Below are 21,187 nucleotides of genomic sequence, written 5' to 3' on the forward strand. Positions count from 1 at the left end.
AACCCCCTCGGCGACCAGGAAGGTTTGGACTTGGCGATCTTCTTGATCTCACGGCGCTCCGGCAGGGTGAACGTTGCCTGCTGCGGTACTAGATTGTCGTTCAACCACTGAAACGGCGCCGTTGTCGTCGGCGGGGGGTTGCAGGCCCCATTTACCACCGAGCATTTCGCCGATGAGCTTCGGAGGCGACGAAACGTCCGTGTGCTCCGGTGCAGTGGTGATCGCTGGGCCGGAGCACGCGGATACGGGGTGCGGCCGGGCGCGGCTGCGTTCAGGGCGTTTGCCGGGCGGCCGATAGGTCGAGGGCCACGTCGGTGATCATGTCTTCCTGGCCGCCGACCATCTTGCGCCGGCCGACTTCGACCAGGATGCTGCGCGTGTCGAGGCCGTGGAGTTCGGCGGCGGCCTCGGCGTGGCGCAGGAAGCTGGAGTAGACGCCTGCGTAGCCGAGGCTGAGCGTCTCGCGGTCGACGCGGACCTCCCGGTCCTGCAAGGGGCGTACGAGATCGTCGGCGGCGTCCATCAGAGGGAACAGATCGCAGCCGTGCTGCCAGCCCATCAGGTCGGCCACCGCGATGAACGCCTCGAGTGGGCAGTTGCCGGCCCCCGCGCCCTGGCCGGCCAGGGAGGCATCGATCCGGGTCACGCCGTTCTCGACGGCGACGACCGTGTTGGCGACGCCGAGCGCGAGGTTGTGGTGGGCGTGGATGCCGAGTTCGGTGCCGGGGTCGAGGACCTCGCGGTAGGCGCGGAAGCGGTCGCGGACGCCGTCCATGGTGAGGCGGCCGCCGGAGTCGGTGACGTAGACGCAGTGCGCGCCGTAGGACTCCATCAGCTTCGCCTGCCGGGCCAGTTCGGTGGGCTCGGCCATGTGGGACATCATCAGGAAGCCGGCCACGTCCATGCCCAACTCCCGCGCGGCGGCGATGTGCTGGGCGGCGATGTCGGCCTCGGTGCAGTGGGTGGCTATGCGTACCGAGCGGATGCCGAGGGAGTGCGCCTGCCTGAGGTCGCGGATCGTGCCGATGCCGGGCAGCAGGAGTGTCGTCGGGACGGCTTGGTGGGCGGTGTCGGTGACGGCCTCGATCCACTCCCAGTCGGTGTGGGCGCCGATGCCGTAGTTGACGCTGGAGCCCGACAGACCGTCGCCGTGCGCGATCTCGATGGCGGAGACGCCTGCGGAGTCGAGGGCGGCGGTGATGGTGCGTGCCTGCTCGACGGTGTAGCGGTGCCGGACGGCGTGCATGCCGTCGCGCAGGGTGACGTCCTGGACGTAGAGCGGCTGGACAGTGGTGGTCATCGCCGGGCTCCCCGGGGGCTGGTGAGGGCGGCGATGCGCTCGCCGGTGCGGAGTGCGGCGGAGGTCATGATGTCGAGGTTCCCCGCGTACTTGGGGAGGTAGTGGGCGGCGCCCTCCACCTCCAGGAAGACCGAGGCGCGCAGTGCCGGCCGGGTGCGGTCCTCGGCGGGCAGCAGGCCGCGCAGGGGGTCGTCGGCGGCGACCGGCTGGTACTGGACCTGCTGCTTGAGCCGGTAGCCGGGCACGTAGGCGCGGACGCGGGCGACCATCTCCTCGACCGAGCCGGTGATGAGGTCGGTGTCGCAGTCGGAGACGAGGCAGTGGACGGTGTCTCGCATGATCAGCGGGGGCTCGGCGGGGTTGAGGATGATGATCGCCTTGCCCCGGGCCGCGCCGCCGACCTTCTCGATGGCGGCGGAGGTGGTCTCGGTGAACTCGTCGATGTTGGCCCGGGTGCCGGGGCCGGCCGAGCGGGAGGCGATGGAGGCGACGATCTCGCCGTAGTGGACGGGCGTGACGGCTCCTACGGCGGCGACGATCGGGATGGTGGCCTGTCCGCCGCACGTGACCATGTTGACGTTGGGCGTGCTGAGGTGCTGGTCCAGGTTCACGGGCGGTACGACGAAGGGGCCGAGGGCGGCGGGGGTCAGGTCCACGACCGTGCGGCCGTGTTCGCGGAGGACCTGGTCGTGGCGGCGGTGCGCTCCTGCGGAAGTGGCGTCGAAGACGATGTCCACCTCGGCGAACTCGTCGAGCTTCACCAGCCCGTCGATGCCGTCGTGGGTGGTGGCCACCTTGAGACGGCGAGCACGGGCCAGGCCGTCGGAGTCGGGATCGATGCCGGCCATGGCCGCCATTTCCAGGGTCTCCGACAACCGCAGCACCTTGATCATGAGGTCGGTGCCGATGTTGCCGGAGCCTATGACGGCGACCTTGGTGCGGTTGCCGGTCGTCATGCGGGTGCTCCATCGGTGGAGGTGACCGGGGCGAAGCGGACCGAGACCGAGCCCAGGCTGGTGATGTCGGCGCGGAAGGCATCGCCGGGCTCGGCGGGCGCCATCGGCCCGAGGGCGCCGGTCAGGACCACGTCCCCGGCGCGCAACGGGTCGCCCATGGCGGCCAGGGTGGATGCCAGCCAGACGGCGGCATTCAGCGGGCTGCCGAGACAGTCGGCGCCGGAGCCGGTGGAGACCTCGGCGCCGTTGCGGCTCATGCTCATCTCCACCCCCCGCAGGTCCAGGTCCGTCAGCTTGCGCGGGGGCCCGCCGAGGACGAACAGGCCGCTGGAGGCGTTGTCGGCGATGGTGTCGGTGATGCTGATGTCCCAGTCCTCGACACGGCTGTCGACGATCTCCAGGGCGGGGAGTGCGAAGTCCGCCGCGCGCAGAACGTCCGCGACCGTACAGTCGCGGTGCGGAAGGTCGCCGCCCAGGACGAGGGCGACCTCGGCCTCCACTTTCGGCTGAAGCAGCCGCCCGGACCTCACCTCGCCGCCGTCGGGCACGGCCATGTCGGCGAAGAGAACTCCGAAGTCCGGCTGTCCCACACCGAGTTGGGCCTGAACGGCAGGAGACGTCAGGCCGATCTTCCGGCCGACCACACGGTGTCCCTCGGCGAGCGCGCGTTCGGTGTGGATCCGCTGTGCGGCATACGCGGCGTCGATGTCATCGGCGGCGAAGAGTTTGCGCACGGGCGGACAAGGGATCGCGGTGCGCTCGGCCTCGGCGAGCGTGTCCGCGGCGCGCACGGCCGCGGACGACGGAGGGCTGGACACGGACATGTGGCTCCTCAAGATGTGATCGGCGAGCGAAGGCTCCGGCAAGGCGCCCGCGTGGATCCGGTATAGGCCGCAGCGAGCCGACGTGGCAAAATCTGTTCCATGACACGGAACAGCTCCTCGGGGAACATGCTGGAGAAAGGGGTGGCGCTCCTCGACTGCTTCTCATCTGGTGGTGGACCGTTTCGGTTGACGGAGCTGGCCGGGCGCGCCGGCCTGACCAAGACCACCACGTTCCGTCTCACGGGAGAGCTGGTACGGCTCGGGTTGCTGGAGCGCGACGGGGACGGCTACCGGTTGGGCGGCAAGCTCTTCGAGCTGGGCTCCCTCGTTCCGCGTCGCAGCAGCCTGCGCGAGACCGCCCTGCCCTATCTGCAGGACCTCTTCGAAGCGACGCACGAAACCGTGCACCTGGGAATCCGCGATCACCACGACGTGGTCTACATCGAGCGGATCCACGGCCACGGCGCGGTCCAGCTGCCGTCCCGGATCGGCGGCCGGCTTCCCCTCACATGCACCGGCGTCGGCAAGGCGCTGCTCGCGTTCTCGGACGGGGAGTTGGTTGAGGAAGTGCTGGCCGCTCCCTTGCGGCGGCTGACGCCGTACTCGATCAGTGACCCGCTGCGCTTGCGTACGGTCATCGAGCAGGTGCAGGCATCCGGGCTCGCCTACGAGGAGCAGGAAGCGACCAGCGACGTGAGCTGCATCGCCGCTCCCGTCTTCGACGGCGGAGGGATCGCGGTCGCGGCCATCTCACTGGCCGTGCCCAGAGCACGCTTCCGCCCTGCCCAACTGGCTCCGGCCGTGCGGACAGCCGCACTGGGGCTGTCGCGAGCCCTACGGAAAGGCAACTGACACGGATTCGGAAACCCCAGAGCCCAGGACAGCGATTGCGCGATGATCGTGCGGACGCGGAATTCAGGAGCCTCCGGCTTCGGCTGCTCAGGCTCGTCCAACCTCAGCGTGGGAAAGTGCTGTATCAGGCAACGTTCGCCCTGTTGGCCACGCGGCGGAGGTCGGGGTCGGTGGTATGACGATTTCGCCAGGCGAGGTAGCGGCGGATCATGCTGCCCTGCTCGCGGTGGCTGGTGTGGTCGGTGCCGTCGAGGGTGAAGTAGCGCAGTGCGGTGAACTGAGCCTCGATGAGGTTCAGCCAGCAATGAGTCCGCGGTCCAGCAGGCCGCGCCAGCACTGGATGATCTGGCGGGTCTCGCTCTCCCGCCTCGGACAACTCTCACCGATCAACTACGAGCAAACCACCGGCAGCTCGACCGCTTCCGCCTGAAACCGGTGTCCACACTTCGGGGGGAAGCCGCCTGAGGTGTTCACCCCTGAATGTGGACACCGATTTCAGGCGGCGGTTGCCAGGTTACCTGCGGTTTTCTCGTAGTTGATCGGTGACATCTGGCCGAGTCGGGAGTGCCGACGGCGGGTGTTGTATCTGGTGATCCACCCGAACACCGTCAGGCGGGCGTCGCGGGCCGAGGCCCACCGGTCGGCGTCCTGCAACGTCTCGCGTTTGAGGGTCGCGTTGAGGGATTCGGCGGCAGCGTTGTCGGCGCTGGTGCCCACCGCGCCGCGGGAACGGGTGACAGTCTTAGGGACTGGTGCCAGATGCAAGTGGGCAGAGGCCGGGATCACTCTGGCGAGCGGCGGAGCGGCCTTTTGCGAGGAGCAGGCACCGCCACGACGGCCTACACGCCTCTGCCACAAGGGAGATCCCTGCGCTGCGCCAAGACCAGGATGCGCGAGGTGCGAACGATCAACTGCGCCTGGAGCGATACAAACCATGACGGGACTGCCGCTCAGTTCGGTCCACGCCCTGCAGGACCTGGCGGCGCTTCCTTTGCAGACCGCATCGCCTCTAATCAGACAGAGTTTTGATACACCGGCCGCGCTACGCCGGGTCGGTCTGGATGGCCTCACTGCGTCGCCGTGACGATGCAGCGCTACAACTCCTCGGCCGCCACACCGCCCGGCTCGTCGGTAGCCGCCCGGGGTTCCACATGAGCGCAGCACGGCTGTCGGCGTGCTGCGCTCACGGTCACCTCGGCCGCGTGGTCGCCGGCACCGTCATCGACGGCGAACAGCCCCGGCCGGTCCGCACCCGCTACGCTGCGCCGCCGGTCCGCACCGTGTACCTCCGGCTCGGCGAGCCAGCCGGGATGTCGGTGAAGTAGTCGCCCACTCGGCGACGCTGTAGGCCACGAAAACCGTAGAGGCGCCGGAGCGCCTCGCAGGGCCCGCATGGAGGGGATGCGTGACTCAACTCCGGGGCAGCTCTGGAAGTCCTGCCGGAAAACACCGTCGGGGACCCATCCTCGCCGCTATCCTGCTGATCGAGTTTGCTGCCGCACTCAATTCAGACCTGACGTGTTCAGTCGTGGTCGAGTTGGGGACGTTCCGGCAGTCGCTCTCTGCCGGTCCAGCTTCTCTCTCGGCCAGAGAGATGCGAGGCAGCTAGTGATACCCCTGGTAGCGGCCCTAGTGATAGGGCTCGTCGTCACAATCGCGATCACCGCCGGCTTGGCAGGTGCATGGTTGATCAAGGAGCCGTCCACCACCGCGCGGAAGTCTGCGATACACGGCTTTGGAGTGTTCGCTGGAACCATCATCGTGCTACTCGCGATCATTGGCGCCTACATGTCGATGATCTCTTGATGCGGGTGTGAGCCCGTCCAGGGGGCTCCAGGCTACGGCCCAGGGCCCCCCTTTTGGCGTTCTGCTCATATGAACTGGCCCGCCACACCAGAAGACCACCACGATCGGGCGGGAGCGGTTGCGGCGGAGCCTGCACAGGTATGACCCGTTTGATGAGTCCGCTGGCCTCAAACGGCTCCTCCGGCATCGGCCGCAGCAGCGGCATCTCAGGACCAAGTCCTGGGCGACGGTCCGGACCCGGGCCCGATTCGCCGATAGCCGATCTTCCCAACCCCGTGCCATGTCCAGCCCATCAACTTAACCGCCCGCGCGCCGCGATTCCCACAAGTTCGGGCTTCCTGGCAGCAACGGACATGCGAAAACGTCGGGGTGACAGACGATTAACTTCCGGGTGGATGAACTGTTGCGTGTTCGTAGATCCTGGGTAGGTGAGGGGCAGATGGCGGACCGCTGGGTTGGTCGTCACCGGCGCGGTCCTTGCCACCGGAGGGACGGCTCTCGGGGCGGTGCTCGGTGGTGTAGGTGGCGCCGCGATCGGCGGTGCGTGTGGCTTGCTGGCCCCTGTCCTGATGGATCTGGCCGTTCGTCTTGCTGAGCCGCCCCGGACGAGGCGTACCGAGGACGACGCACGGTCGGCCGCAGAGGCCAGAGGTTCTCCGTTCCGCCAGGGAACCGGCATCTTGCCGGCGCCGATTGGATTGATGGAGCATCCTCTTCGCGGACGCGAAGCCATTACCCGCGATCTGTTGGCCGCGGCATCCGAGCGCCGCGAGTCACTCCACGTCGTGACGGGGATGGGCGGAGTGGGCAAGACGGCCGTCGCCATCGAGGTCGCTCGACGGTTTCGCGACGAGGGCCGTCGTGTCTGGTGGCTCACTGCGAACGATCACACCGAGATAGAGACCGAGATGCTCGAACTGGCCAGGGCACTTGGGGCTTCGAGGGGTCAGGTCGAAGGTGCGCGTAGGGCCGAACGAAATCCGATGGACCTTGTGTGGGCAGTTCTCGAGAGCGTCTCCAACTGGGTCCTCGTGCTCAACAACATCGATGACCCGACTGTGCTGGCCCGTTCGGGCCATCAGCTCGCCGAGGGCAACGGATGGTTGCGGCCGAGTTCCAAGGGCTTCGTCCTGGTGACCTCGCGTCAGCGCGACAGGACCATCTGGGGTGGTGCGACGCGTGTTCATGACCTTGACGTCGTGAGCGCGCTGGCCGCGCAGGAGATCCTTCTCGACCTAGCTCCGAACACCAGTGATCCCGAGGTGGCCTTGACGGTGGCGGCCAGGCTCGGCTTCCTGCCGCTCGCCCTGCGCTTGGCGGGTATGTACCTGGCAGATCCTCTGACGTCGGCCAAGACCTTCCGCGAATACCTGGACGAGCTAGAACGTCACTTCAGCGAGTTGATGAAGGACGTCGGTGGAGCAGGTCGGGAGGACCGGCGCCGAGCGGTGATCACTACCTGGGAACTCTCTCTGGAGAGCCTCACCGAAAGAGGGCTTCCGTTCGCGCGTGAGCTACTCGGGTTGCTCGCCTGCTACGCCCCGACATCGCCGCTTCCACTCGACGTGCTCGATCCTGCGGTGATCGCCGAGCACGGAGTGGTGCCCAACGACACACCTGAACAAGCCGTGCGTGCGGCATTGCGCGGGCTGGTCTCGCTGGGCCTGATCACGATCAGCCATCGTTCCCACCACGCCGATTGGCCTCACGAAGCTCTCACCATGCACCCGCTGGTAGCCGAGACGCAGCGCCGTCGAACTGGCAGAGCGCTCGGCACGGCGGACGCCGTCCGATCTGCCGCCGTTGCACTATTCGCCCAGGCCACCAGCCGCCTTGAGCCCAAACATGCTGGGGACTGGCCTCGCTGGCTGGTGCTCGCTCCTCACGTGCGGGCGTTGCTGGGTCAACTCGGAACCAGCGCCGAGTTGACCCGCGAGGCGATCCAGGTTTCCAACCGGGTCTGTGACGCGCTCAACGAAAGCGGCCATTACTCAAGCGCTCATATGTTGAGTCAGATGTCCGTCGAAGCCTGCCGAGCAGCACTCAGCGAGGAAAACGAGCAGGTCCTCGTCTGCCGTCATCTGCTAGCCCGTTCTCTGCTGAATCTCGGCAAGGCACAAGCCGCTGAACAGGCGTTCAGATCACTGCTAGCGCTCCGGCGCCGATTGCTGGGCGACGACCACTCACACACTCTGGCGACACGGCACGGTCTGGCACGTGCCCTGCTCAGCGACTGGAAGCTCGCCGGCGCCGAGACGGAGTTCCGCGAAGTGCTGGACGCTCGGCGCCGGCTCCTCGGAGAGGATCACCCGCACACCATCGCGACCCGGCACTATCTGGCATGGGCACTGTTGAGACGTTGGGAACTGCCTACAGCCGAGTCGGAGTTCCGTACGGTCCTGCAGGCACGTCACAGATTGCTCGGTGACGACCACCCGCACACGCTGGAGACTCAGCACGGGCTCGCCTGGGTTTTGCTCCGCAAATGGGAGCTGCCGGCAGCCGAGGCGGAGTGGCTCCAGGTCCTGGACAAACGCCGGGCAATACTGGGCGAGCAGCATCCTGACACGTTGGATACAAGACATGGACTCGCCCGTCTGTTGCTGCGACGCGGCCGACTTGCCATCGCGACCGAAGAGCTCCACACATTGCTGGATGCATCACGTTCGTCCCTGGGCGACCAACATCCGCACACACTCGACGTTCGACACAATCTGGCGCGCACGCTCCTCGAACGCGGCGCGATAGCAGAGGCCGAGCACGAGTTGCGCACGATTCTGCCAGCACGTCGCGAGCTCCTCGGGGATTCCCACCCTCACACCCTGGCCACGCGCCACGCCCTCGCTCGTGTCGCCTTCGAGCGCGGTGAGCTCGAAGACGCCGAGGCCGAACTCCGTCGGCTCGTCCACGAGCGAAGCGCGGTTCTGGGAGCCGATCATCCAGATGTTCTTGACAGCCGTCATGAACTGGCACGAGCGATTCTGGCTCGAGGCGACCGCACCACCGCGGAAGCCGAGTTCCGTGCGGTGCTCCAGGCTCGACAACGCTCGCTGGGAGCCAGACACCCGGACACGATCGCCACCCTGCGCTCCATCGAGCTCGCCGCAGGGAACCCGCGGTGGCGCCGGTGGATCAGACGGGAACAGTGAAACACGTCCATTCTTTCCCTTGATCGAGCTCCGTGACCGCCGCCTGCAGCGAGGAGACCAGGTCATCCAACTCCTGCGGCTCGGTCAACGCCTACAGCGCCGACACCAGACCGGGATCCCGTTCTACGGCTGACCTGCGTCCGCCATCAGGGCGGCGCACCCGTCCGGCACTTGAGTCCCGCTCGGTGAACTCGTCACGTACCCGCGCGATGGTCGACTCCGACACCTCCGCCGGACTCGCCATCGTGACAACCCCGCCATGCCCGAGCGCGGTCGCCTCGGAGGCCAGTACAGCCGGCACCGGTGGCCATGTCGGCGAGGAGTCCTTGACGTCGCCGAGGGCCTAGTCGAGGTGAGGGTTGGTGCCGGAGGCTTGTTTGGATTCGGGGAGAATGCCTCGACTGTGTGCGGCTTCATCATGGCCCTCATCTCAGACGTCTAACGCGGCTACCTTGCCCGAGCCTTTCCAAATGCCCAACAGGTGAGGTCAATGAGGTGGCGTGTGAAGCAAGCGCCGGTGATCAAGACCGATATCTGCTGGGCGTGGTGGTGGCCGCAGCACTGACCGGGATGGCGATCTGGTTCCTGCTGCAGGCGGCCGCCGGTGACCCCAAACTGCGTATCGATGCGATCCGGACCGGAATGACGGTCGGGCTGGGAGCCAAGCCTGAACCGTCAAGGTTGAGACATGAGAAAGCCGTAGCAGGAGTTGCAGATAGTGCGCTCGGTCCCTTCAGGGGTAGTCCAGCGCACGACGATCTTGGCCGTGCGTGGGAGCAGGTCACGATCGCAGACGAACTCCTGTGGTTTGGTGTGACGACGAAAGACGGAACTCCCCGCACTTGTCGTGATTCGTTTCTCCGTGAATGGCATGTGGAGCATGCTCCGCTTCAATTAGGTATCTGAATGGGAGAATCGACGGAGCTCGTTACGATCACCAGCCGATCCCGGAAGCGGGTGACTGCGACGTAAAGGCCTGACACGGACTTGTATCGCCCAATCGTGACTTCTTCTACCTGGTTGTTGTGTCGAACCGGGTGGTCGAAACCGTCCACGACCACTCCGGCCAGGTACTCCTCACCCTTGGCGTCCGAAGGTGTGATCACTGGGACGTCAACGGAGCGTTTTGCCAGCGCTGATCTCAGCTTCTGGACCAGCGAGCTTGGCTGGTCCGCGGCGACGATGACAGCCAGCCCAGAAGGGCCGCCGTATCTGTCTAGGAACCTTTGAATGATGTCCGTCGTTCGGGCGCACAACTGTTGTGGTTCGGTGGCCAGCAGGACCTTCACCTTCGGGCCGCTGATCGGTGTCCTCATACGGGCGGTGGCCGGGTCACGAACGGCGTCAACATGGTGCCGGTTCTGGAAGTCACGCCCTGTGTAGTTTGTATGCAGGTTCGCCAAGATGGCCGAGGCAGTGTCGATGATTTCCTTCGTACTCCTGTAGCAATAGGTGAGCGTGATGAGGTCGGCGTCCTGCCGGAGCTTCGATAGCGCCTTCTCGCTCGGGTGAAAGATGGCCTGGTTCACATCGTAAGAGAGGGTGAGTGGCGGGATAGCCCTGCTGCTGTCCAGAAACTCGGCGAGCGCCGCGACGAAGGTGACGGGAAGGTCCTGGCCCTCATCGATCACCAATGGCCCGACCTCCCCGAGCACCTGCAGGAGCCTGTTCCTGCCCTTAGGCAATTCCGAGACCAGCCGGACATCAATGTCGGTCTCAAGAACACCGAGCTGGGTGAGCTGCCGGATGACGATCTGCCGGGTCACATTGTTCAGCACGAGCAGGACAGGGCCCGCAACCCCAGTTCTGCGGCATTCCTGCGTCAGGCGGAGGAATCGGTGGGCCATGGCAACGGTCTTGCCGGTGCCCGGTCCGCCCCGGACGAGCACGTGCTGATCGATGGGCAGGTCCACGACATAGCGCTGCCTGGGGTGGAGGAAGACGCGCCACAGCTCGGTGGGAAGCGTCAACGCGAACTCCAGCATCTCGTCGTCGACGACCACGACATCGGACGGCCTGGCGGACGTGACGGATGGGTGCACGTCCTGTTCAGCCAATACGGATAGGACGTTTTCCTGGAGCTCGGGGGCCAAATAGGAGAGCACCTCCAACAGGTCCTCATCTCGGCGGCGCGCAAGCTGCTCGGCCAGTGGGCGGGGGACACCGAACCCCACGAGTCTCGCCTCAGAGACCGCGAACCGCGACGGGCCCGCCTGTCCCGCCGAACCGTCCGATCTGGTGCTCGGGCTTGCGGGCGGCTTCGCACCGATGGCCTGTTCTCCGGGAAGGACAGCCAGGAGCTCGTCGTCCGGGTCGATCACAGCTGTGTGGTTCTCGGCCCACCGATATGCGACGTCGTGGTGGGCGACATGGGTAAGGACCGTCCTGTGGTCAGTCTCTGCAGCGAAAACCCTCAGATCCATACCAGCGCTGAAACTCACCCACGACCCGACCTTGTGCTTGCGCAACCCTGCACCTTCGTAGTCGTGCGCGATGGCGCGGACTGTCTCACGGACCCGCTTGTAGTCCACGGTCTTCAGCTCGCCCATCGATCTGAGGAACTGCAGATGGACCGCTAGCTCTTTCGCCACGCCCTCCATGCAAGCCGAAGTGGTCAAGGCCCTGCAACAAAATCAAAGCAACTCACCACCACAGGGACTCTCAGTAGCCTGATCTCCATTTCTGATCAATGGATGACGTTATGTAGAGCACGAACCCCGACGCCAACCCGGCCACGCCCGCGCCGACCTTCCTCCTGACCACGCCCGAGGAGGCCAAACCACCCCGGCCCGCTAACTGAGCTGGATAGGACCCCAGCATTCCGCCGCTCTTTGTCCTCGATTTCCCCGGAATCCGTCGACTCGTCTGGCAATGAGGCGCTTGGTTCGCAACTGAAGAGGTCGATTGATTACCTCGATGTGACTGAGTTTCAGAGGTCCAAACTGCAGGAGCTGGGGCTGACGACTGTTGGGGCTGTCCTAGCTTCCAATGAAGCAGTTTTTATGCGCGCCCACTATGTGGGTAAAATACGCGCCCGACAGATGAGAAATGCAGCTGTCGCCGCTGTCCTCGAATACCTCTCGGGCTAAGAGTCAGCAGAGGATTGCAGAACGGGCGGAATTCGTCCCTGTCGTGGCGCGGGACTCGGCCGAGTTGGGCTTGGCCGCTCTCATCGAAGCTGCGCCGGAATGTTCCCTTTGCTACTTCTGGCATTAGGCGCCAGTTCCAGATCAGCTGGAGATCACGCAGGTCTATGGTTACCTCCTGTGTGCCCGGACAAGGCCAGGGTGCTTGTGTAGGACGATCAAGGGGCATTCAGCCTGGCTGGAGGGAAGCCTGAGCCTGACGACACATATTTGGTGGAGACGCCCGTCCGCTCGATGCGTCAGGTGGATCGGCATCATCACGAGGGGGATGTCCGGCCGCAGCTGTTGCGTCATCACCTCCAGGAAGGCTCGGTTGCTTCTTGTAGCTCCGGTTCCGCACGAGTAGAAGCCGCCATGCATCAGCAGGACGACGGTCGGGTGGCCAGTCATGAATCCCGATCACGAGATTATTGGCGCTGGGTGGTGCTGACGAGCGCTCATGGAGCACCCAGGCATCGGAAAGTGGTGCGAAATGACGAACTGGGCACCTCGCGTGGTCGAGAATGCCTAGGTCAGGTGGGGCGTGCCGTAGGGACTTGAACCCCGACCCCGCGGATTAAGAGTCCGCTGGTCCGCAATGAGTGCTAGGGCGCGAGTGTCCCCGTGCTGATGAACTCCTCGTCGGTTTGCGGATGGCGTGCCTAAGGGTGTGTCCATGGTGTCTACCCCTTGCCGATGGCGTGCTTAAGATCGCTGTTGGTGTGTCCGGGGTGTGCCGATCGTGTGCCTAAGAAGTGTCTACGTTGCCGGGTTGCCTTGGTGCATGTCGTTCGAGATGAGTGGATGCGCACCAGCACCCGTCCTGCCCAGCGCCCCCCGCGCCGCCGTTGGTTCTCCGCGTGGACCGGCCGTTGCGGGATGCGGTGGATGCTGCCTGCTGCGTCGATCGCCTGGGCGGTCGACGCGGGATGGCGGCATGCGAGCCGCTGCTGAGTGCCTGCGCAAGGGTGGGCTTGAGGGTGGGGGAGTTCACAATGCCCCCTGTTGATGATCGGGCCGAGCCGCTGTTGTTCACGCCGGAGCAGGCGGCGCAGCTGCTGGGTGTGAAGGCGTCGTGGCTGCGCCGTAAGGCAGCCGCTCGAGCGATCCCGTGCACATTCCTCGGAAAGCACCTACGGTTTTCCCGCGCCGACCTGGAAACGATCATCACCGCCGGTGAGCAGTCGCCCCGCCAAAGGCCGCATCGGCTGGGATGACGTGGGCGCTTGAGCGCCCATGCCCAGTCGAGCGTGGATGACCCCGACCCCGACCGCCCCACCCTCGGGGCGCCGGCCTGATCACGTATTTGGAAGGAGATCGTCATGGCCTGGGCGGAAAAACGTGGACCGTGGTACCGGGTTCGCTACCGCGACGCCGACGGTGTCGTCCGCACCACACCCGATAGGTACCGGACCAAGACAGAGGCCCTGGACGCGGCCGAGGACCTGGACACCGACCACCGCCGCGGAACTTTCATCGATCCGCACGACTCACGCACCCCTCTGGCCGACTGGGCAGGGAAATGGCGCCAGACACACCAAGTCGCCGCCAGTACCCAAGCCAAGTACGACCACTACCTCGACGTCCACATCATCCCCGCCTTCGGCCACCTGCCCCTGGACCAGATCCGCCGCAGCGCGGTCAAACACTGGGCGATCGGCCTGCGCGCCCGCTACAGCCTGGCCACCGTCCGAGGCATCGTGACGTTGATGTCGCTCATGCTGACGGCTGCGGTGGAAGAACGCATGATCACCGTCAACCCGATCCAAGGCCTGCGAATGACCGAACCCCGCAGCGGGCATGCCCCGCGCTCTGCGATACGAGAGGTTCGCAAGCGCCAGGTCCCGACCGGCGACCAGGTCTTGGACATCGCCGACCGGGTCAAGATCCTCGGGGGAGAGGCGGCGCAGGTGATGGTGATCACAGCGGCGTTCACCGGAATGCGGTGGGGTGAGATCACCGGCCTGTCCAAGCGAAACTGCCATCTCGACCAGCTGTATCTGCAGGTCGATCCTGAGACTGGGGCCCTGCATGAAGTCCGCGGAGCCATGTGGCTGGGCCCGCCCAAGACCCAGACCGCAGGGCGCCGCATCGATCTGCCGCCCTTCCTGACCGAGCTCCTGCAGGAAGTGATGGACGGTCATGACCAGGAGCAGGGGTTCGTCACCGCCGACGGTCGCTGGCACCGGCGGTCCAACTTCGCCCGCCGCCTATGGCGCCCCGCCTGTGACGGTGACACTGAACGCGACTGGTCGCCCGTCCTGCCCGGCGCGGTCTTCCACGGTCTGCGCCACCACCACAAGACCATGCTGGACGAACTCGGTGTCGGGGACGCGGTGAAGTTTGAGCGGATGGGACACCGGATGCCTGGCATCGCGGGCGTCTACAGTCACGTCAGCGACCAGATGCGCCAAGACATGCGCAACCGGCTCCAGGAACGATGGACCGACATGACCGACAATCGGCCATGATCACGACCCGGCCCACCGATGTGCATCGGGAGCGGCGGTGGGGAGCACGGTCGGGAGCACTGCTCCCAGTGACCCCGACCCACGCGTGGGTAGTTTCGATCATCGCGGGGAGCAGCGTGCTCCCGATTTGCTCCCGATCCCGCGTCCAACGGGGCCTGGAAAGCAAGATCCCCAGGCCGGACGTTCGGTCTGACCTGGGGAGATGGTGGTGGGCGATACTGGGATTGAACCAGTGACCTCTGCCGTGTCAAGGTAATCCGCGAGCACCCCTGACCTGCGCTGTGAGGTATCTGTGCAGCTCACAAGCTTCCGTTCAACTCCGTTCAGCGCCGTTGAGCCCCCTTCAACGCAGAGATGATCTCCCATTCCTCTCCAGATCTTGGAGAGAGACCGTCTCAATGTCCGTCACTCTCGGTGATCTGTGAGATGACCGTTAGACCGCGGCTCAAGCTCGACGGCCTCTTGTCCTCCAGCCAACAAGCCAGTCGATCTACGTCGGGCTGATCTAGTTCCGTTAAACGATCTTGGCAAGGCTAAGAGGGCGGTAACCGGGCGCCGAGAATGACATCCGCTTCTGCCGATGAGCGGATGTCCGCTTGCTCAATGTGCCGGGCGGGTGCCGTCCGAAGATTTTCAACCAGGTCCGAAAGAAGCTTTCTGGGCGCGTGCTACGTTTGTCGATTATGCCGACGCGCCCGGAGGATCTGCACCTGGCACTCACCACCGCCTACAACGCTGGCGACCTCGAGAGCATGCTCGCGCTGTATGACCCCAAGGCCGTTTTCGTGATCAAGCCGGGCCATGTCACCGACGGGCCCGCAGAGTTGCGCACTGCACTACAGCGGCTCATCGAGCTCCGCGGCCACCTGACGATCCACCCGCACACCTTCGTCCGCTCGGACGATATCGTCCTCGTTCTCGGCCGGTACGCCCTCTCGGGCCGTCGACGAGACGGCAGCCCACTCGAACTCGAGGCTGGCTTTGCCGATGTCCTCCGCCGACAGCCCGACGGCCACTGGCTCCTCGCCGTTGACGACCTCAGGTTTTGGCTCGGCGGGCCCTTTGTCTGCCAGGAGTCCGGGTGGTGCGTTCAGCGATCGGTATCCGGCCCGGATCCGATCCCATGCGTCCGTGCTAGCCGTCGGCGCCTGCTGGGCCAGGTATCCGTCGATGGCGTCGGCCGCCCAGGCGGAGTGGCCGGTCGCGACGTTGTCGATGGTGTTGTGGATGTCGACGAACGCGGTACTGAAGCCGTGCTTCTTGAGCGCCTGCCGGCCGCGGCGATAGTTGCCGCCGACCCCTGACAGCTCCATCGCCAGGTTCAGGCCGAGAATCTCCGGTTCGAACGTGCGCGGAAACCGGCCGATCGCCAGCCAGAAGACCGGCGTATCGAACGACTGGTCCCGGAACCCGGACCAGGTCGCGAACTCCGGCGAGCGAGTCGGTGGGAGGTTGATGCCCATCTCCCGCAACACGGCACGGTAGATCAGCGGATGGTTCAGGCTCAGGTCGCCGTTGCCGAGCTCGTCCCAGTAGGTGTCGAACAGGAAGTGCCCGCGCTCGGAGGAGGCGAGCTGATAGTCGGTGTAGCCGGTCAGCCAGGCACCGTCGATCAGGGTGAGCGGCGCCAGTTGCACGCTCGAGTCGATCAAGTCGGCGCGGTCCGGCAAGGGATCGCCCAGGCCGTTGTGGAACTCCATGTTGTGGAGGTCGTGCTGGTCGAGCAGCCAAGACCGCAGACCGTCCACCGGGTGCTCGTCCGGCAGTGACTGGGCGGACGACTCCATGCCCTGGCGGGACCTGGCGAGCCGCTTTTCCACGTATCGCAGCGCATATCGGCGGGTCGCCGGTGTGATCGTGCGCCGCAACAGACGGATGTATGCCTGCCGGATGTCCGCGGGAGGGTCGCCGTCATCGCGGGCGCTTTCCGAGGCCGGCCGGAGCATGATCCGCCGGGGCTGATGGGCGGGCGGTCGCCACCCTGCCCGCTGTGCGGGATCCGCCGGCAGCGCGTCGATCCATCGCTTGATCGTGTCCAGTTCGTTGTCCGGGAATATCCGGAACATCCGGCCCTTGTCCGACACGAGCGCGCCGGTCAGGCGGCTGGCCTCGGACCTGCCCGGCCAGATGAGGCGACTGTTCGCCAGCGCGGTCAGGAACGGGATCGGGTCGGTGCGCGCCTCGGAGAGCCACTCCTGCAGCGGCCGGCCCTGCACGCTGAACCGGTCGTGATATACGGACGCCTCCCTAGCCCGGGACCGCACCAGCTCCGCCATCTCGAAACCCGGGTCGCGAGCGGCGTCCAGCTCCTGGGCCACCTCGTCGCACCAACGTCGCAGCGCGCCGAACGCCCAGGCGAAGCCGCGCTCGACCGCGGTCGCGCCGGCCGTACCGGCTGATTCGACGAACGCGGCCGCCACGGCCTGAGCATCCTCGACCGTCGGCGGCCCGTCCGGCGTGCGCGCGCGGCTCGGATCCAGCGCGTCCCATCCAATCGCGTGCGGAAGCCGGGTCTGAACACCGTCGAGCGGCGGGAGCAGGCCGACCTCACGCAGGCAAAGGTCAAGACCGATGATCTCGCCCCGGTATGCGTCCGGGCGCCGGCTCATCGTCAACGCGACGGCCGGTAGGTAGAAGGACTGGTCGGCGATTCGGCGGTCCTGCGCCAGTTGACTCGCCGGATGCGCATGCACGGCCACCCGGAGGTGTTGCATGAGAGAGAGGTAGACGCTGCCTCGGGACGCCCGCGGATGCCCGGCGCCGACGTCGCCCGCGAACAGGGAGAGCACCCCCATGGTGACCGCTTCCTCTGCGTTGCCCGGCTCGCTCATCCACTGCAGCCAGGCACCGGACAGCGAGGCCAAGGGAGCACACGCGAGGACCGCCCGGCGGACGAGCACGTCGGCGCGGCCCTCGCGTTCCGCCGCGGCGAAGAGTGCCTCGAAGCGCGAGCGTTGCGTGGCGGCCCAGGCGGCGACCGACGGCCCGAGGTCGGCCAGCGGGACCCGCGAACCGCGATCGTCGGCGCAGCCGCGGTCCAACTCCGCAACGATCGCGGCCCGCAGGGCGTCGGGCAGTGGCGTGCTCTCGGGGTCACACGCGCGGGCGAACACCGTCTGGATCGGCAGCGCCGTCGGGTCGTCTACCGCCTGATCAGAACATCGGGTAGATGGATCCATCGTGCTTCTTCCTCTTCCTACGTCGAAAACCTGGCAATCGCACGCAGAAGGGCCACCGCGAGCCACCTCCCTCGTACAACGGGGAATGGTGCACGGCATTGCGCAAGAAGCCGGCCGAACCTCCTGCCAAGAAACCTAACGCCGGGCCAGTGGGGGACCGTGTCCCGTAAAACAGCCCCCCGCCCCGCGCCCATGATCCGCGAAGCGGGCCGGGCGCCGCGTCGCCGGTTCACGTGACTGCGCTGGGAAGCCGGAGCTGCATATGGTCGGTCAGTGTTTACCAGCGACGAGCGGCATTCACCTGGGTCGAACCGCCTCCCGGATCGGGCCCGCCGAGGTCAGCCGGCAGGTGTGCCCGGGCTTCGTCGAAGAGGACTCGGGAAAGGTGACGGTGAGATGACCGACCGCGAGCCCGGACGGATATGGCGCAACAGCCCGGCCGACGCCATCCTGCTCGGGATTTGCATCGTGCAGTTCGCAGGGACGATCGCGCTGGCCGTGTTGACGCCGGACGGGCTGTGGCCGCGGCTCGGCTCGGCGATCCTGGTCACCGCCATGATGACCTACTCGGTGCTCATCGTTAACCACATGTTCGTGCACCAGCCCTGGTTCACCGACGACCGGCTGAACGCGCTCGTGTCGTTGATGAACTCGGCGAACATCGCGCAGTCGGTACAGGCGTACCAGTTGGGTCACGTCCGCAACCACCACCGGTACAACAACGACCGTAAGCGCGACGGGGTCACCGCCGACCTCAGCTCCACTTACCGGTACAGCCGGGACGACGACCACGCCCCGCTCTGGCGGTACCTGGTCTTCAGCCTCGCCGCCTCGGCCCGGGAGTTCGTGGGCACCTGGGCGTCCTTGCGCCGGTTGTGCGGCGTCGGCCCGGCGGAGACCACGCTGCGAGGGTGGGCCGCCCGGCACCCGGCCCGGCGCGCGGCCGAGCTCGCCCAGATCCGCCGCGACCGCTTGGCACACCTGAGTTTCATCGTGCTGCTCGCCGTCCTCTCGTGGCAGTGGCTGCTGCTGTGCTACCTGCCGGCGGTAGCGGCCGCGTTTACCTGGGTCAACGTCCAGAACTACTACCGGCACTTCGGGGCGGAGCCGGAGAGCCGGTACGCGAACTCCGTGAGCTACTACAGCCGGCTGTACAACCGGCTGACCTTCAACGACGGGTACCACCAGGAGCACCATCTGCGCCCCACGACACACTGGACCCGGCTTCCCGAGGTCGCGGCGCAGTATCAGGAGCGGCTCGACGAGGCCGGTCGTGTCGTGTCCACGGTGCCGCCCGTGGTCGGCTTCCTGGACACCGGTCGCATTGGTCGCATCGCCCAACGCTCCTCAGCGACCCGAGCCACCCAATGAACCAGCCGGGCAGACGTCGAGGAGGGGAGCGGTACGTGCGGAATCTCGGCACGCCGGATGACCCGTACGACGTGATCGGGCTGGGCTTCGGACCGTCGAACATCGCACTCGCGATCGCTGCCCAGGAGATCGCGCCGGATCGCCGCTGCCTGTTCCTGGAGCGCTCTGGCGACACGCGCTGGCACGAGGGCATGCTCATCGACGGCGCCCGGATGCAGATCTCCTTCCTCAAGGACCTGGTGTCCCTGCGGAACCTGGCCAGCCCATTCACCTTCCTCCAGTACGAGAAGGCCAAGGGGCGGCTGGAGAGGTTCGTGAACCTCGCCGAGTTCCGGCCGACCCGGCTGGAGTTCCAGGACTACCTGAGGTGGGTCGCCGCACAGTTCGCCGACATGGTGCGCTACCACTCCGCGGTCCGCGCGGTGACCCCGGTCCGCGACGACGACGGCACGCTGCCGCTGTTCCGGGTGACCGCGACCGACACCACGACCGGCGGCGTCGTCGAGTACCACGCCCGCAACATCGTGCACGCGCTCGGCGGCGTACCCCGCGTGCCGGAGGCGGTGACGCTCGGCCCGACCGTGGTGCACTCCAGCGCGTTCCTGCCAACGGTCCCCGAGACGTTCACCGACCGCGACCGCGAGTGGGAGTTCGCGGTCGCCGGCGACGGGCAAAGCGCCGGCGAGATCACCCACTACCTGCTGGACCGGTACCGCAACGCCCGCGTGCACCTGATCCTGCCGGGGTACTCGCTGCGTGCCACCGACAACAACCCGTTCGCGAACGAGCAGTTCTTCGAGGCCAACGCCGCCGACTTCTACTCCCGCAACGAGGCGAACCGGCGCGACTACTACGCCGGCCTGCGAACCACCAACTACGGCGTGGTGGAGGCGAGTTTTCTCGACGAGCTGTACCGGCTGGTCTACGCCGACGAGGTCCGCGGCCGCACCCGCCTCGTGGTCCACGACGGCTCCCGGCTGACCGGGGCGGAGGCCGGGGCCGACGGCACGGGCGTCCGGATCGGGGTCGACGCCCGCTTCGGCGGCGGGGCCCGCGTGCTCCGAGTTGACGGCCTGGTGCTGGCCACCGGGTACCGGCGCGAACTGGACTCGGATATGTACCGCGACGTCCTTCCCTACCTGGACACCGACGCCGATGGCGGGCTGGCGGTTTCCCGTGAACACCGCGTGCGCACGACCGACGAGCTGACCTGCGGCCTGTACGTGCAGGGCTTCGCCGAGGCGACGCACGGGCTCGGCGACACGCTGTTGTCGCTGCTGCCCTTCCGGTCCAAGCAGATCATCACAGCCATCGCCAAGGACGGTGGTTCGCTGGCCCGCGCGTTCCCGCCGGCGGGGCACGACGCCGGGCCGACCGCCGCGACGCTGGTGACGCTGATCGAGCGATGCGGCTCCGGAACGCTGGTGAGCGCCGGTGCGGGGGAGTTCCCGGTCGCGACCCGGCTGCCGCTGGTGCTGGATCGCGACCGCGGTCGCAACGGCGTCCTGCTCGGGGTGCTCGACCGGACCGATCCGCAGCTGCCGCTGCTGGACGGCGGCAAGGTGCTGGCGATATTCCAGCCGGACGGGGCGCCGCCCGGCGAGCCGCAAGCCGGGGACTCGATGTTGATCGACGTTCGCGGATGCGCCCGGGTGGTGACCGACCGGGACCGACCTGTGGCGCACCCGGCTCGCGTCGACCCGGCGGATTCCGGGCCGGCCGCACACGCCGTCGGTTCGGTCCGGATCGAGATCGAGATCGAGGCTCTTTCCAGCCGGTTCCCCCTGTCATCGGAGCCGAGTGCGGCCCCGGCCGAGAGCGAGAGCGAGAGGCAGTCATGGCCGACACCGACGAGATGTACGTGATTGTTCGCAACGACGAGGAGCAGTACTCGATCTGGCGGTCGGGTCGGCCGGTACCGGCAGGGTGGGAGCCGGTCGGCGAGCCGGCGTCCCGGGATGACTGTCTGGCGCGCATCGGCGAGTTGTGGACGGACATGCGCCCGGCCAGCCTGCGGGCCGCCATGAGCGCCTCCGCCGAGGAGCAAAGGACGCACAGTGGCTGAGCCAGAGTACGCGACCGGGTCACCAGTCAGCTCCCACATCCCCGTGTCCCTTCCGGACCTTCACCAGCTTTGGCGGCTGAGCGGCAATG

The 21,187-nt window shown here is 66.5% G+C and carries 14 protein-coding genes and 3 pseudogenes; 10 read left to right on the forward strand and 7 right to left on the reverse strand.

The window, feature by feature from the left end; genetic code table 11:
* Nucleotides 1–271: 271 nt before the first annotated feature.
* From dmpG to F8566_RS34105, 3 genes are read right to left on the reverse strand one after another with little or no spacing between them, the layout of a single operon-like run.
* Nucleotides 272–1,300 (reverse strand): 4-hydroxy-2-oxovalerate aldolase, encoded by a 1,029-nt coding sequence (gene dmpG, locus F8566_RS34095; RefSeq protein WP_151565974.1) that lies wholly within the window; start codon nucleotides 1,298–1,300, stop codon nucleotides 272–274.
* Nucleotides 1,297–2,256 (reverse strand): acetaldehyde dehydrogenase (acetylating), encoded by a 960-nt coding sequence (locus F8566_RS34100; protein WP_151565975.1) that lies wholly within the window; start codon nucleotides 2,254–2,256, stop codon nucleotides 1,297–1,299. The genes dmpG and F8566_RS34100 overlap by 4 nt, the downstream gene beginning before the upstream one ends.
* Nucleotides 2,253–3,080 carry a 2-keto-4-pentenoate hydratase gene (locus tag F8566_RS34105; protein ID WP_151565976.1) on the reverse strand — a complete coding sequence of 276 codons (828 nt, stop codon included), beginning with the start codon at nucleotides 3,078–3,080 and terminating at the stop codon, nucleotides 2,253–2,255. Before F8566_RS34105 ends, F8566_RS34100 begins: the two co-directional genes overlap by 4 nt.
* Nucleotides 3,081–3,179: 99 nt before the next feature.
* On the opposite strand from F8566_RS34105, the gene F8566_RS34110 reads away from it, so the two are divergent.
* Nucleotides 3,180–3,932 carry an IclR family transcriptional regulator gene (locus F8566_RS34110; RefSeq protein WP_225993749.1) on the forward strand — a complete coding sequence of 251 codons (753 nt, stop codon included), beginning with the start codon at nucleotides 3,180–3,182 and terminating at the stop codon, nucleotides 3,930–3,932.
* Nucleotides 3,933–4,056: 124 nt separating this feature from the next.
* Here the strand turns inward: F8566_RS34110 and F8566_RS34115 are convergent, their stop codons facing one another.
* Entirely contained in the window at nucleotides 4,057–4,269 is a 213-nt protein-coding gene (locus F8566_RS34115) for a hypothetical protein (RefSeq protein ID WP_225993750.1), read from the reverse strand.
* Nucleotides 4,270–4,427: 158 nt separating this feature from the next.
* Nucleotides 4,428–4,670, reverse strand: a pseudogene (locus tag F8566_RS34120) (integrase core domain-containing protein); the annotation flags it as partial.
* Nucleotides 4,671–5,083: 413 nt separating this feature from the next.
* Between F8566_RS34120 and F8566_RS50315 the strand changes: the two are divergent.
* From F8566_RS50315 to F8566_RS34130, 3 genes are all read left to right on the forward strand, one after another.
* Nucleotides 5,084–5,257 (forward strand): hypothetical protein, encoded by a 174-nt coding sequence (locus F8566_RS50315; protein ID WP_192809999.1) that lies wholly within the window; start codon nucleotides 5,084–5,086, stop codon nucleotides 5,255–5,257.
* A 936-nt stretch (nucleotides 5,258–6,193) separates the two neighbouring features.
* Nucleotides 6,194–8,887 (forward strand): FxSxx-COOH system tetratricopeptide repeat protein, encoded by a 2,694-nt coding sequence (fxsT, locus tag F8566_RS34125; RefSeq protein WP_151565977.1) that lies wholly within the window; start codon nucleotides 6,194–6,196, stop codon nucleotides 8,885–8,887.
* A gap of 495 nt (nucleotides 8,888–9,382) precedes the next feature.
* Nucleotides 9,383–9,793: a hypothetical protein gene (locus F8566_RS34130; protein WP_151565978.1), complete on the forward strand. Its 411-nt coding sequence runs from the start codon at nucleotides 9,383–9,385 to the stop codon at nucleotides 9,791–9,793.
* Here F8566_RS34130 and F8566_RS34135 read toward each other — a convergent pair.
* Nucleotides 9,778–11,478 carry a DEAD/DEAH box helicase gene (locus tag F8566_RS34135; protein WP_151565979.1) on the reverse strand — a complete coding sequence of 567 codons (1,701 nt, stop codon included), beginning with the start codon at nucleotides 11,476–11,478 and terminating at the stop codon, nucleotides 9,778–9,780. The two genes, F8566_RS34130 and F8566_RS34135, sit on opposite strands and share 16 nt — an antisense overlap.
* A 1,394-nt stretch (nucleotides 11,479–12,872) precedes the next feature.
* Between F8566_RS34135 and F8566_RS51745 the strand changes: the two genes are divergently transcribed.
* The 3 genes and pseudogenes from F8566_RS51745 to F8566_RS53110 all read left to right on the forward strand — a co-directional run.
* Nucleotides 12,873–13,229, forward strand: coding sequence for a helix-turn-helix domain-containing protein (locus tag F8566_RS51745; protein WP_225993751.1), 357 nt, complete (start codon nucleotides 12,873–12,875; stop codon nucleotides 13,227–13,229).
* Between the two features lie 105 nt (nucleotides 13,230–13,334).
* A complete protein-coding gene (locus F8566_RS34145; RefSeq protein ID WP_151565980.1) occupies nucleotides 13,335–14,483 on the forward strand; it encodes a tyrosine-type recombinase/integrase in 1,149 nt (382 codons plus the stop codon).
* 752 nt (nucleotides 14,484–15,235) lie between these two features.
* Nucleotides 15,236–15,445: pseudogene (locus F8566_RS53110) on the forward strand (YybH family protein); the annotation flags it as partial.
* Between the two features lie 150 nt (nucleotides 15,446–15,595).
* On the opposite strand, the pseudogene F8566_RS52445 reads toward F8566_RS53110, so the two are convergent.
* A pseudogene (locus F8566_RS52445) lies at nucleotides 15,596–17,761 on the reverse strand (iron-containing redox enzyme family protein); the annotation flags it as partial.
* A 297-nt stretch (nucleotides 17,762–18,058) separates the two neighbouring features.
* On the opposite strand from F8566_RS52445, the gene F8566_RS34160 reads away from it, so the two are divergent.
* The 3 genes from F8566_RS34160 to F8566_RS34170 are packed head-to-tail and all read left to right on the forward strand — an operon-like array spanning nucleotide 18,059 to nucleotide 21,098.
* Entirely contained in the window at nucleotides 18,059–19,033 is a 975-nt protein-coding gene (locus F8566_RS34160) for a fatty acid desaturase family protein (RefSeq protein WP_151565982.1), read from the forward strand.
* A 35-nt stretch (nucleotides 19,034–19,068) separates the two neighbouring features.
* A complete protein-coding gene (locus tag F8566_RS34165; protein WP_192810001.1) occupies nucleotides 19,069–20,898 on the forward strand; it encodes a SidA/IucD/PvdA family monooxygenase in 1,830 nt (609 codons plus the stop codon).
* Nucleotides 20,871–21,098, forward strand: a complete 228-nt coding sequence (locus F8566_RS34170) for an MbtH family protein (RefSeq protein WP_151565984.1) — start codon at nucleotides 20,871–20,873, stop codon at nucleotides 21,096–21,098. Before F8566_RS34165 ends, F8566_RS34170 begins: the two co-directional genes overlap by 28 nt.
* Nucleotides 21,099–21,187: the final 89 nt, after the last annotated feature.

It is taken from the genome of Actinomadura rudentiformis, from assembly GCF_008923185.1.
GTDB classification, from domain to species: domain Bacteria; phylum Actinomycetota; class Actinomycetes; order Streptosporangiales; family Streptosporangiaceae; genus Spirillospora; species Spirillospora rudentiformis.